Below are 12,344 nucleotides of genomic sequence, written 5' to 3' on the forward strand. Positions count from 1 at the left end.
CGGCCGGATCCGGTATCCGGCCGGGATCTCCGCGCTGTCGACCGGCGCGCCGCGGTGCCGGTGCGGACCGGGGTCGGCTCGTCACAGGTCTCGGTCAGGTTACGGGGATTCAACACGTGTTGCGTTCGCCACTGTGCCCGTCACATGATTCCTGGCACATCGAGCGCAACTCGTGTTGACCGGAGGTCCCGTGACGGTTCGGCGGACGGATGTGGCCCGGCTGGCGGGCACCTCGCCAGCGGTGGTGAGCTATGTCCTCAATGGTGGGCCGCGCCCCGTGTCGGCACAGACCAGGGCAAAAGTGCTCGCCGCGGTCGAGCAGCTCGGCTACCGCCCCAACGGCATCGCCCGGTCGCTGCGGATGAGCCGCACCATGACCCTCGGCCTGGTCATCCCGGACAACGCCAACCCCTACTTCGCCGCGCTGGCCCGCGCGATCGAGGAGGAGTCGTTCGCGAAGGGCTACACGCTGCTGATCGGCAACGCCGCGGAGAACGACGAGCGGCAGACCACCTACGTGCGTACCTTCCTCGCCCGGCAGGTCGACGGGCTGTTCATCGTCCCCGCGCACGGGCCGGCCGGGTTCCTCCCCGACCTGCAACGCTCCCGTACCCCCTGGGTCTCGCTCGACCGCCAGGTGCCCGGCGCCAGCGCCCCCAGCGTGCTGGTCGACAACCGCGGGGGGGCCTACCTGGCGACCCGGCACCTGATCGAGCACGGCCGCCGCCGGATCGCCTGTATCGGTGGCCCCGAAGACGTCATGCCGGCCCACGACCGGGTCAGCGGCTGGCGGGACGCGCTCTCCGACGAGGGCGTCCCCCGCCGCGCGATGTCGGTCGTGCAGTCCGCGTTCGGTCGGCGCGCCGGCTACCAGGCCGCCCGCGAGCTGCTCTCCCGGCCCGAACCGCCGGACGCCATCTTCGTCGCCAGCGACGAGCAGGCCGCCGGCGTGTTCCGGGCGATCAACGAGACCGGCCGGCGCTGCCCGGACGACATCGCGGTCGCCTCGTTCGACGGCATCCCCGGGGCCGCCTACTCGACCCCGGCACTGACCACCATGGCCCAGCCGTTCGCCGCGATCGGCCGGGCCGCGCTGTCCCACCTGCTCGCCCAGCACGAGGGCACGACCAGCCCGACCGACGTGCTGCCCGTCGCGCTGATCCGCCGCGGGTCGTGCGGGTGCCCGGATCCACCCGGCGGTGACGCGCCGAGCGAGGGAGACAAGTCATGAGCCGTGTCGTGGTCGTCGGCAGCGCCAACCTCGACCTCGGGGTCGCCGTGCCGCACCTGCCCGCGCCGGGCGAGACCGTGCTCGGTGACGACATCGCCGCCCGACCCGGCGGCAAGGGCTGCAACCAGGCCGTCGCGGCCCGCCGGCTGGGCGCCGCCACCCTGTTCTTCGCCGCGGTCGGCGACGACCGGTTCGGCGCCGACGTGCGCGCGGCGCTCACCGCCGAAGGGCTGCCGCCCGAGCACCTGACCACGGTGGCCGGCACCGCGACCGGCGTGGCGCTGATCGTCGTGGACGCGGCCGGGGAGAACACGGTCGTCGTCGCGCCCGGCGCGAACGCCCGGCTGACCGACGACGCGCTGGCCGCCCTGCCGGCCACGCTCGGGCCCGACGTGGTGCTCGTCCTGCAACTCGAGATCCCGCTGGCGACCTGCCTCGCCGCCGCCCGGCACGCCCGCGACGCCGGCGCCCGGGTGGTCCTCAACGCCGCGCCGCTGCCCGACCCGGTACCGCCGGCGATGGCCACGCTGCTGCGCCACGTCGACGTGCTGGTGGTCAACGAGGGCGAGGCGCTGCGGCTGGCCGGCGCCCCCACCACGGACTGGGCCAGCCTCGCCGTCGCCCTGCGCGCGCTCGGTCCGGCGGCCTGCGTGATCACCCTCGGCGAACGCGGCGCGATACACGCCGACGCCACCGGCGCCACCGGCCACCCGGCCTTCCCGGTCGACGCGATCGACACCACCGGCGCGGGCGACAGCTTCGTCGGCGCGCTCGCCGCGGCACTGGCCGACGGCCGGAGCCTCGCCGAGGCGGTACGCCGCGGCTGCGCGGCGGGAGCCCTGGCGACCACCCGGATGGGCGCGCAGTCGGCGCTGCCCACGAGCGCCGAGCTGGACCGGTTCCGTGCCGCACACCCGGAGCTCAGCCATGCGTGACGCCGGCCTCTGGCACCCCCGGCTCGCCGCCCTGGTCGCCGGGATGGGCCACACCGACACGATCGTCGTCGCCGACGCCGGCCTGCCGGTCCCGCCCGGCGTCGAGATCGTCCACCTCGGCGTCGCCCGGGGCATCCCGACCTTCCTGCCGGTGCTCGCCGCGATCACCGCCGACCTGGTCGTCGAGGAGGCGACGGTGGCCTGGGAGCTGACCGACCCCGGCATCCTCGCCGGGCTGCACGCCGGGCTCGCCGGTATCCCGGTGAAGACGACCAGCCACGACGACCTCAAGGCGGCCTGCCGCAGCGCGTGCGCCGTCGTCCGTACCGGCGAGGCGACGCCGTACGCCAACGTCATCCTGCGAGCGGGGGTTCCCTTCTGATGACCGACTTCCCGACCGACTACGAGGAGCGGGTCTACGCCGGCGTGCTCGGCAAGGTGATCGCCGTCTACCTCGGCCGCCCCTTCGAGGGCTGGCGCTTCGAACGGATCCAGGCGGAGCTGGGCGACATCACCGGCTACGTCAACCACCGCACCGACCTCGCGTTGAAGAACCACCTGCTGGTGGTCACCGACGACGACATCAGCGGCACGTTCATGTTCCCCCGGGCGCTGCGCGACCACGGCATCGAACCCAGCTCGGCCCAGATCGGCGACACCTGGCTGAACGAGATCGCCGAGGGGCAGTCGGTGCTCTGGTGGGGCGGGGTGGGCAACTCGACGGAGCACACCGCGTACCTGCACCTCAAGGACGGGGTCCGCGCACCGGACAGCGGGTCGATCGCCCGCAACGGCCTGGTCGTGGCCGAGCAGGTGGGCGCGCAGATCTTCGTCGAGGGTTTCGCGATGACCCGTCCCGGCGACCCGGAGGCGGCCGCCGACCTGGCCGAGCGGGCCGCCCGGGTGAGCCACGACGGCGAGTCGATCCACGCGGCCCGGGTGGTGGCCGCGCTGGTCGCCGGCGCGTTCACCGAGACCGACATGGACCGGCTGCTCGACACCGCGGTGGCGCTGATCCCGAAGGACAGCCTGATCCACCGGGTCATCGCCGACGTGCGGGAGTGGACCGCCGCCGACACCGACTGGACGACCACCCGGGCCCGGATCGACGCCCGCTACGGCTACCAGAGCTACGGCGGCAACTGTCACGTGGTGCCCAACCACGCCACCGTGATCCACGCGGTGGCCCGCAGCGGCGGCGCGTTCCTGCCCGCCATGACGGTGGTCAACACCTCCGGCTGGGACACCGACTCCAACGCGGGCGACGTCGGCGCGATCTGCGGCGTCCTCGGCGGCCTCGCCGGGATCGACGGCGCCGGGCCGGACTACCGCGGGCCGGTCGCCGACCGGATGTACCTGCCGAGCACCGACGGTGGGTCCACGGTCACCGACGTGGCCCGGGAGGCGCTCACCCTGGCCGGACACGGCCGGGCCTGGGCCCGGCAGCCGGCGCGTGACCTGACGAAGGGCGGCGCCCGGTTCCACTTCTCGCTCCCGGGCAGCGTGCAGGGATTCACCGTCCTGGCCGGGACGGCCCGGGTGCACAACCCGGGCGGGCGGCTGGCCGTCGAACCGGCCACCCCCGAGGTCACCGTCGCGACGCCGACCTTCATCCCGCCGGAGGCGCGCGCCATGCCGATCTACGGCCTGATCGCCAGCCCCACCCTGTACCCCGGGCAGACCGTCCACGCCCGGCTGCGGGCCGACGCCGGCGTGCACGTCCGCCCGGTCCTCGGGCACTACGCCGACGACGGCGACACGCTGAGCTGGGTCGAAGGCCCGGCCGCGGCCGGCAGCGAGATCCGCTGGCGGGTGCCGGACCTCGGCGGCCAGCCGATCGCGTACGTCGGCCTGCGCGCCACCGGGCCGGTCGAGCTGGAGTCGCTGACCTGGGACGGCGCGCCGACGCTCACGCTGACCCGCCCGGCCACCGCCGGGACCGGGCACGGCAGCGCCGCCGACGCGATGTGGCGGCGGGCCTGGGTGCGGACCGTCGACCGCTGGGACCCGCACTGGCCGGAGCCGTTCCGGATCGTGCAGAACCGCGGCACCGGCCTGCTCGTCCAGGGTGAGCGCGGCTGGCGCGACTACACCGTGCACGCCGACGTCACCCCCCACCTGGCCGAGGCCGCCGGCCTCGCCGCCCGGGTGCAGGGCCTGACCCGCTACTACGCGCTGCGGCTGGCCGGCCGCGACCGGGTCGAGCTGGTCCGCCACGAGACCGTGCTCGGCAGCCGCGACTTCCCCTGGGAGTACGGCACCACCTACCGGCTCGCCATCCGGGTGGCCGGTACCCGTCTTACCGCCAGCGTCGACGACCGGGTGCTCTTCGACCTCGACGACGACGCGCTCAGCTGCGGCGGCGTCGCGCTCCTCGTCACACAGGGGCGCGCCGCCACGCAGACCGTCCGCATCACCCCCATTCCCGTTGAGGAGACATCGTGACCGCTTCGCTGAGTCGCCGGCGGTTCCTCGCCGGTGCGGGCCTGACCGCTCTCGGTATCGCCACCCCCAGCCTGCTCTCCGGCTGCGGTGGGGACAGTGGCGGCGGCGCCGGCAACGGCACCGGCAAGGTCGACCTGTGGCTGGACATCCAGGGCGACGTCAACCAGAAGTACTTCACCGACAACGTGGCCGCCGTCTTCGAGAAGGCCAAGCCGCAGATCGACCTGAACACCACCTTCTACAAGGGCGAGGACCTGCGCCGGCTGGTGCAGACCGCGTTGCAGTCGCGTTCCGGCCCGGACATCGTGCGCGGGCCGAGCGCCACCCAGACCATTGCGTGGAGCAAGGCGCACGTGCTGGCCGACCTGACCCCGTACGCCAAGAAGTTCGGCTGGAAGGACAAGCTGTCCAGCTGGGCGGTCGAGGCGTTCACCACCGACGGCAAGCTCTACGCGCTGCCGATGCGCGTCGACACCATGCTGCTCTACTTCAACAAGACGCTGTTCGCGCAGAAGGGCTGGCAGCAGCCGACCGACCGGGCGTCGCTGGAGGCGCTCGCCACCGAGGCGGCCGGCCAGGGCATCGTCCCGTTCGGCTCGTCGAACGTCGACTGGAAGGCCGCCGGCGAGTGGCTGATGACGGTCTTCTGGAACCACTACTCCGGCCCGGACGCGCTGCGGCAGGCGCTCTCCGGCGAGATCAAGTTCACCGACCCGGTGTTCGTCGACGCGGTCGCGCTGATCAAGAGCTACTTCGACAAGGGCTGGATCGGCGGCAGCGTGGAGAAGTACTTCTCCGTCCCGTCCCAGGAGATCGGCGCCAACTTCGGCAAGGGCAAGGTCGCGATGGTCCCGCAGGGCAACTGGTTCATGAGCCAGGTCGGCCAGTACTTCGGGGCGAAGGCCAAGAACGAGAACGACTGGGACTGGATGCCGGTGCCCGCGCTGCGGTCCGAGGTGAAGTATCCGCTGTTCGAGATGGGCATCGGCGGCTCGCTGGCGATCAACGAGGCGAGCAAGAACAAGGACGCCGCCGCCGAGTACCTGAACTGGTATTACGGCGACCGGGCCGCCGCGCTCAAGCGGATGGCCGACGTCCCCTCGACGTACAACATCCCGATCGACTTCGCAGACGGCGACATCCCGTCGAGCATCGACCCGCGCGCGGGCCGGGTGCTCACCTCGCTCAACAAGGCGGTCGCCGACGGCCAGTACGGCTTCGTCACCTGGACCTGGTGGCCGCCGAAGACCGACGTCTTCGTCTACGAGGGCCTGGAGCAGGTGCTGACCGGCAAACTGACGCCGGCCGCGTACTGCAAGCAGATCGACCAGATGTTCACCGAGGAGAAGGCCAACGGCAACCTGCCGCAGCTGCCCGCCAAGGGGTCCGGAAAGTGACCGCCACCGCCGCGCCGCTGACCGCGTCCGGCGCCCGCCGCGCACGGCTGCGCGCGGCGGTGGTCGGCTGGGCCTTCCTCGCGCCGCTGCTGGTGCTCAACCTGCTCGTCGTGCTCGGACCGTCCGTGGCCACCGTCTACTACTCGTTCACGGACTGGTCCGGGCTCGGGCCGGCCACCTTCATCGGCCTCGACAACTACGTCACCGCCTTCGGCGACGCGAAGGTCCACCAGGCGCTGCTGCACAACCTCGTCTGGTTCGTGCTGTTCCTGACCGTGCCGATGGCGATGGGGCTGCTCGGCGCCTACCTGCTCAGCCAGGTCCGGCGCTTCCAGATGCTGTTCCGGGCGCTCTACTTCATCCCGTACGTGGTCGCCAGCGTGGTCAACGCGGCGGTGTGGAAGATGCTGCTGTCGCCGACCAGCGGCATCACCCACCAGTTCGGCATCGACCAGTCGTGGCTGGGTGACACCAGCACCGCGCTGCTGTCGGTCAACTTCGTCGTGGACTGGCACTGGTGGGGCTTCCTCGCGGTCATCTTCCTGTCCGCGATGCAGGGCGTGGACCCGGCGCTCTACGACGCGGCCAAGGTCGACGGCGCCAGCCGCTGGCAGCAGTACCGGAACGTCACGCTGCCCGGCATCCGGCCGACCATGGTGTTCATCGTGCTGATGACGGTGATCTGGTCGCTGAAGGCGTTCGACTACATCTTCATCATGACCCAGGGCGGGCCGGCCGGGTCCAGCGAGGTCGTCTCGACGCTCATGTACAAGCAGGCGTTCAACGAGTACTCGGCCGGCTACGCGGCCGCCCTGGGCCTGTCGATGACGCTGGTCACCGCGGTGATCCTCGCCGTCTACCAGTGGATGCGGAAGAAGGGATGGGAGGACGAATGACCGCCACCACCGTCGACCGGCCGGCGCCCGCCGGGGCCACCCCGAGCGCGCCGGGGCGCGGCCGCCGTCGCGTGCGGCTCAGCGGGGGTACGCACTACGTCGTGCTGATCGTCCTCGCGCTGTTCGCGATCGGGCCGCTCGTCGCCGTGCTGTTCAACGCGTTCAAGAACAACGCCGAGATCGGCTCCAACCCGCTCGCGCCGCCCACCTCGTTCAGCCTCGACAACTTCGTCGAGGCCTGGACCCGCGGCGACTTCGCCACCACGATGCGCAACAGCCTGATCATCTGCCTGGGCTCGGTGCTCGGCACCTGCCTGGTCGCCGGGCTGGCCGCGTTCGCGCTGAGCCAGCTGCGGGTGCCCGGCGGCGGGGCGGTCGTCGCCTACCTGTTCCTGGGCAGCGCGCTGCCCGTACAACTGTTCCTGGTGCCGTTGTTCTTCCTCTGGACGCAGCTGCACCTGACCGACAACCTGTTCGGGCTGATCGTCATCTACTGGGCGACCGACGCGCCGTTCGCGACGCTGCTGTTGCGGTCGTTCCTGCTGAAGATCCCTAAGGACTTCACCGAGGCGGCCCGGCTCGACGGCGCGTCGAGCCTGCAGATCGCCTGGCGGGTGGTGCTGCCGCTGGCCCGGCCGGGATTCCTCACCGTGGCGCTGATCGTCGCGCTCTGGTCGTGGAACGAGTTCTTCTGGGCGATCACCTTCATCCACACCCCCGAGCTGCGGCCCGTCTCCACGAGCTTCCTCGCGTTCCAGGACCAGTACTCCACCGACTGGGGTCTGACCAGCGCCGCGGCGATCTTCATGCTCGGGCCCGTGGTGATCCTGTTCCTGGTGCTGCAGCGCAAGTTCGTGAGCGGCCTGACCTCCGGAGGTATCAAATGAGCCGTCCCAACCTCATCCTGATCATCGCCGACCAGCTGCGGCGCCAGGCGCTGGGCTGCTACGGGGACCCGAACGTCAACACCCCGCACATCGACGCGCTCGCCGCCGCCGGCACCCGGTTCGACGCCGCCTCCTCGACCTATCCGGTCTGCGTCCCCTACCGGTTCTCGCTGATGACCGGCGAGTACGCGCACACCCGCTTCATCCCGTCCATCGAGTGGCGGATGTCGCCGGCGGAGCGGACGCTGGCCGACGAGCTGAACGAGGCCGGGTACGCGACGGCGCTGTTCGGCAAGTGGCACCTCTACGGCAACTTCGGGCACTACCCGGGGCACAACGTGGTGAAGGCGTCCCGGACGCCGGTGCCGCGGCCCTTCCAGGGGCGGTTCCAGCGGTTCGCCGGGTTCGACATCTGCAACGACCCGTGGGACACGTACTACTGGAACGAGGACGACCCGACCCCGCACAAGATCGACGGCTTCCAGACCGACGGCCTCTTCGACCTGGCCATCGCGCACCTCGGTGAGGTCGACCGGCCGTTCGCGACGGTGCTCTCGGTCGAGCCGCCGCACCCGATCTTCACGGCGCCCGAACCGTACCTGGAGCGCTGGCGGGACCGGGAGATCGTGCTGCGGGACAACGTCGAGCTGGGCAAGCAGTACAACAAGCGCGGACCGCACGGCCGCGACCTGCTCGACGACCTCCGCGTCTACTACGCGATGATCGAGAACCTGGACGACAACATCGGCCGGCTGGTCGCCGCGCTGCGCGAGAACGGGCAGCTCGACAACACCGTGATCGCGCTCACCGCCGACCACGGCGAACTGCTCGGGTCGCACGGCCTGCTGGCCAAGCAGCGGCCCTGGGAGGAGTCCCTCGGCGTCCCGCTGATCGTCTCGGGCGGCCCCGCCGTCGCCGCCACGGTGGCCGATCCGGTCTGCACCGAGGACCTGTTCCCCACCCTGCTCGGCCTCGCCGGGGTCACCCCCGCCGCGCCGAAGCCCGGGCTCGACCTGAGCCCGGTGGTGCGGGGCGAGGCCGCCGGCGTGCCGCGCGAGGGCGTACTGCTCGAGTTCGTCGCGGAGATGCGGCCCGGGCTGCCGTTCCACGAGGAGACCTGGCGCGGGATCCGGACCCGGCGCTACAAGTACACGGTCCTCGGGGACGCGCACGGCGGCCGGCCCTGGCAGTTCTTCGACCTGGAGAACGACCCCTACGAGATGACCAACCTGGTGGACGACCCGGCGCAGGCGGCCGAGGTGAGCCGCCACCACGCGCTGCTCCGCGACCGGCTGGTGGAGACCCACGACCACTACGTCCTGGCCCCCGCGTTCGGCGCGCCGGGCCTGAACGAGTGGGACCCGGAAGCGAAGTTCCAGCGCCGCTTCGGCTGACCCCCCGACGACCAGGAAGCGGGTACCCCCATGCCACGCGGCCTTCCCCTCCTCGCCACCGCCACCGTCCTCGCCCTGGCGCTCGCCCCGGCGGGCGCGGCGCACGCCGACGGCGCCCCCTACACCGGCAAGCAGTACGACTTCGGCGGCACGATCACCCAGATCAGCGGCGACGTGCCGGTGGTCGACGACATCGCGGACAGCATCACCGCGTCGACCGCGGCCACCGTCGACGAGATCGCGGCGCACCGGGCGGCGCTGCCCTACGGCGACATCTATCCCGCGCCGGGCACGCCCGACCAGCTCACCACCTATCCGGGGCCGGCCGGGATCCCGGCCTCCGACCAGTACACGGTCACCGTCGAGCAGTCGGGCGGCCCGGTGCCGTCGTTCGTCTACCAGTCGCTCGCCCGCAAGACCGACACCAACCGGGAGTTGGACACGTCGTGGACCTCGTTCTCGTTCTCCGGGGCGGTGACCGTGCGGGTGACCCGGGCGCGGCCGGGCGCGACCGGCTGCCTGGTCCGGCCGTACTCGGCGGCCGTCGCGACCAGCTTCAGCGGCAGCACCTGCACGTTCACCCTCACCCGGCCCGGCAATCTCTCGGTCGAGTTCGCGCCCGAGATCCACAACCCGGTGCCGCACCCGATGCTGGTCTTCGCCAACCCGCCGGAGGTCGACGTCCCGGACCCCGGTGACCCGAACGTGCGCTACTTCGGGCCCGGCGTGCACACCGTCGGCGCCGGTCAGCCGATCACCTCCGGGCAGACCATCTACGTCGCCGGCGGGGCGTTCGTCTCCGCCGCGTTCATCGCCACCGGGCCGGTCTCCGACGTGACCATCAAGGGCCGCGGCATCATCTCCGGCCTGTTCATGGACACCGGGAGCCAGGAACTCAACAAGAACCAACCGGGCATGATCGACATCGCCGACCAGTCCTCGTCGAACCTGCTCGTCGAGGGCGTGACCTTCGTCGACGCGCCCCGGTTCAACGTGCGCGCGCTGGCCCGGTACACCACCATCCACAACGTCAAGACGATGTCCTGGTGGTACAGCACCGACGGGATGGTCGGTGGCAACAAGAGCCTGCTGGAGAACAACTTCGTCAAGTCGAACGACGACTCGATCAAGCTGTTCTGGGGCGACACGACCGCCCGTGGGAACACCATCTGGCAGCTGGAGAACGGCGCACCGTTCATGATCAGCTGGAACATCCACGACAACAGCCAGACGTTCCACGTGCACGACAACGACGTGATCCACGCCGAGCACTACCAGATCGAGAAGTCCGGCATCTTCCGGTCGCTGCACGCCGGCAGCGGCACGCTGTCCCGCTACCTCTTCGACGACATCCGGATCGAGAACGCCAACTGGCGGCTGTTCTACCTGACCATCGAGAACAACAAGTGGTACGACCCGGCGCGCGGGCACGGGGAGATCGAACAACTGATCTTCCGCAACATCCACGCGTACACCACGTACCAGAAGCCCAACGTCGTGCAGGGCTTCGACGGCACGCACAAGATGCGCAACATCAACTTCCAGAACGTGTACGCCGACGGCGTCTGCTTCAACAACGTCCAGGCCGGCAACTTCATCCTCGATCCGGCGACCACCAACGCGGTACGGATCTACCGCAGCACCGACGGGAGCTGCCGCACATGAGACCCAACATCGTCGTCGTCCTCGCCGACGACCTGGGCTGGGGGGACCTCGGCTGCTACGGCTCGGCGATCCCCACCCCGCACATCGACGCGCTCGCCGCCCGGGGCGTACGCGCGACCGACGCGCACTCCGCCTCGGCGGTCTGCACGCCGAGCCGCTACGCCCTGATGACCGGCCGCTACGCCTGGCGCGGGCCGCTGAAGAACTTCGTGCTGATGGGCCACGGTCCGGCGCTGATCGAACCGGGCCGGCCGACCCTCGCGTCGGTGCTGCGCGACGCCGGCTACGCCACCGGCGCGTTCGGCAAGTGGCACCTCGGGCTCGGCTGGCGCCACACCGACGGCACGGTCCGCGACGCCTTCGCCCCGGGCGCGCGGCTGCACGACGACGTCGAGACGGACTTCGGGCGGGACATCGACTACACCGCGCCGATCACCGGTGGCCCGACCGCACTCGGCTTCGACCGCTTCTTCGGCATCGCCGGCTCGCTGGACATGCCGCCGTACGCGTTCATCGACCAGGACCGCACCCTCGGCGTCCCGGACCGGGAGAAGGGGGAGTACCTCACCGAGCAGCGGCCCGGCCTCCAGGCGCCCGGTTTCCGGGAGGACGCGGTCGATGTCCGCTTCGCGGCGGAGGCGGTGCGCTGGATCCGCTCGGTGCCGACCGACCAACCGTTCCTCTGCTACGTCACGCCCTCGGCGCCGCACCGCCCGGTCGTCCCGCCGGACGGGGTGCGCGGGCGGTCCGGGCTCGGCGACCGCGCCGACGGGGTCTGCCTGGTCGACGACATCGTCGGGCAGCTGGTCGCCGCCATCGACGAACGTGGTCAGCGCGACAATACCCTGGTGATCGTCACCAGCGACAACGGCGCTCCCATGATCTTCACCGACGACGGTGACATGTCCGAGCACCGGCCCAACGGCGACTGGCGCGGCCAGAAGGGCGACCTCTGGGACGGCGGCCACCGGGAGCCGTTCGTCGCGTCCTGGCCCGGTCGCATCCCGGCGGGCGGGGAGCTGGGCGCGCCGGTCTGCCTGACCGACGTGCTGCCCACCGCCGCCGCGGCCGCCGGCGCGACCCTGCCCGCGGGCGCCGCCGAGGACGGCGTCGACCTCCTCGGCGCGCTCACCGGAGCAGCGCCGCCGCCACCGGCCGACCGCCCGATCGTGCACCACAGCCTCGGCGGCCGGTTCGCGCTGCGGGCCGGCCGGTGGAAGGCCGTCTTCGCGCCCGGCTCGGGCGGCGGATTCTCCGAGCCGTCGATCGACGCGTTGTTCAGCTCCGGCTCCGGCAAGGCGCACGAGAACCCGCCGTGGGACGCCGACCACCCGCGCGGCCAGCTCTACGACCTCGGCGCCGATCCGCGCGAGACCACCGACCGCTGGGACTCCGAGCCCGAGGTGGTGGCCGCGCTCTACGACCAGCTGCGCGGGATCTGCCGCGACGAGACCAGCGGGCTGGCGTTCGACGTACCCCTATCGAAGGTCTGAT

General features: G+C 71.5%; 10 protein-coding genes. All 10 read left to right on the forward strand.

All coding sequences use genetic code 11. The features are described 5' to 3' along the window. The first annotated feature begins 211 nt into the window (after nt 1-211). From AB0I11_RS22890 to AB0I11_RS22935, 10 genes are read left to right on the forward strand one after another with little or no spacing between them, the layout of a single operon-like run. Entirely contained in the window at nt 212-1,231 is a 1,020-nt protein-coding gene (locus AB0I11_RS22890; RefSeq protein WP_357324001.1) for a LacI family DNA-binding transcriptional regulator, read from the forward strand. Beyond that, nucleotides 1,228-2,166 (forward strand): ribokinase, encoded by a 939-nt coding sequence (locus tag AB0I11_RS22895; RefSeq protein ID WP_357323917.1) that lies wholly within the window; start codon nt 1,228-1,230, stop codon nt 2,164-2,166. The genes AB0I11_RS22890 and AB0I11_RS22895 overlap by 4 nt, the downstream gene beginning before the upstream one ends. Continuing rightward, a complete protein-coding gene (rbsD, locus tag AB0I11_RS22900; protein WP_357323923.1) occupies nt 2,159-2,548 on the forward strand; it encodes a D-ribose pyranase in 390 nt (129 codons plus the stop codon). The genes AB0I11_RS22895 and rbsD overlap by 8 nt, the downstream gene beginning before the upstream one ends. Next, the gene (locus AB0I11_RS22905; protein ID WP_357323928.1) at nt 2,548-4,611 is read left to right on the forward strand and encodes an ADP-ribosylglycohydrolase family protein; all 2,064 of its coding nucleotides are present in this window, start codon (nt 2,548-2,550) and stop codon (nt 4,609-4,611) included. The genes rbsD and AB0I11_RS22905 overlap by 1 nt, the downstream gene beginning before the upstream one ends. Beyond that, nucleotides 4,608-6,008 (forward strand): extracellular solute-binding protein, encoded by a 1,401-nt coding sequence (locus tag AB0I11_RS22910; RefSeq protein WP_357323932.1) that lies wholly within the window; start codon nt 4,608-4,610, stop codon nt 6,006-6,008. Before AB0I11_RS22905 ends, AB0I11_RS22910 begins: the two co-directional genes overlap by 4 nt. Then, nucleotides 6,005-6,904, forward strand: coding sequence for a sugar ABC transporter permease (locus AB0I11_RS22915; RefSeq protein ID WP_357323935.1), 900 nt, complete (start codon nt 6,005-6,007; stop codon nt 6,902-6,904). The genes AB0I11_RS22910 and AB0I11_RS22915 overlap by 4 nt, the downstream gene beginning before the upstream one ends. Continuing rightward, nucleotides 6,901-7,791 carry a carbohydrate ABC transporter permease gene (locus AB0I11_RS22920; protein ID WP_357323938.1) on the forward strand — a complete coding sequence of 297 codons (891 nt, stop codon included), beginning with the start codon at nt 6,901-6,903 and terminating at the stop codon, nt 7,789-7,791. Before AB0I11_RS22915 ends, AB0I11_RS22920 begins: the two co-directional genes overlap by 4 nt. Continuing rightward, nucleotides 7,788-9,185 carry a sulfatase gene (locus AB0I11_RS22925; protein WP_357323941.1) on the forward strand — a complete coding sequence of 466 codons (1,398 nt, stop codon included), beginning with the start codon at nt 7,788-7,790 and terminating at the stop codon, nt 9,183-9,185. The genes AB0I11_RS22920 and AB0I11_RS22925 overlap by 4 nt, the downstream gene beginning before the upstream one ends. Nucleotides 9,186-9,215: 30 nt before the next feature. Then, nucleotides 9,216-10,850 (forward strand): hypothetical protein, encoded by a 1,635-nt coding sequence (locus AB0I11_RS22930; RefSeq protein WP_357323944.1) that lies wholly within the window; start codon nt 9,216-9,218, stop codon nt 10,848-10,850. Next, nucleotides 10,847-12,343 carry an arylsulfatase gene (locus AB0I11_RS22935; RefSeq protein ID WP_357323947.1) on the forward strand — a complete coding sequence of 499 codons (1,497 nt, stop codon included), beginning with the start codon at nt 10,847-10,849 and terminating at the stop codon, nt 12,341-12,343. The genes AB0I11_RS22930 and AB0I11_RS22935 overlap by 4 nt, the downstream gene beginning before the upstream one ends. Nucleotide 12,344 lies beyond the last annotated feature (1 nt).

This window comes from Micromonospora sp. NPDC050495 (genome assembly GCF_040655175.1).
Taxonomy (GTDB): Bacteria; Actinomycetota; Actinomycetes; order Mycobacteriales; family Micromonosporaceae; genus Micromonospora.

What these genes read in the sequence shown, in the direction of transcription:
- AB0I11_RS22895 (WP_357323917.1), top strand. Translation starts at nt 1,228, where the DNA reads ATGAGCCGTGTCGTGGTCGTCGGCAGCGCCAACCTCGACCTCGGGGTC.
- rbsD (WP_357323923.1), top strand. Translation starts at nt 2,159, where the DNA reads ATGCGTGACGCCGGCCTCTGGCACCCCCGGCTCGCCGCCCTGGTCGCC.
- AB0I11_RS22905 (WP_357323928.1), top strand. Translation starts at nt 2,548, where the DNA reads ATGACCGACTTCCCGACCGACTACGAGGAGCGGGTCTACGCCGGCGTG.
- AB0I11_RS22920 (WP_357323938.1), top strand. Translation starts at nt 6,901, where the DNA reads ATGACCGCCACCACCGTCGACCGGCCGGCGCCCGCCGGGGCCACCCCG.
- AB0I11_RS22925 (WP_357323941.1), top strand. Translation starts at nt 7,788, where the DNA reads ATGAGCCGTCCCAACCTCATCCTGATCATCGCCGACCAGCTGCGGCGC.
- AB0I11_RS22930 (WP_357323944.1), top strand. Translation starts at nt 9,216, where the DNA reads ATGCCACGCGGCCTTCCCCTCCTCGCCACCGCCACCGTCCTCGCCCTG.
- AB0I11_RS22935 (WP_357323947.1), top strand. Translation starts at nt 10,847, where the DNA reads ATGAGACCCAACATCGTCGTCGTCCTCGCCGACGACCTGGGCTGGGGG.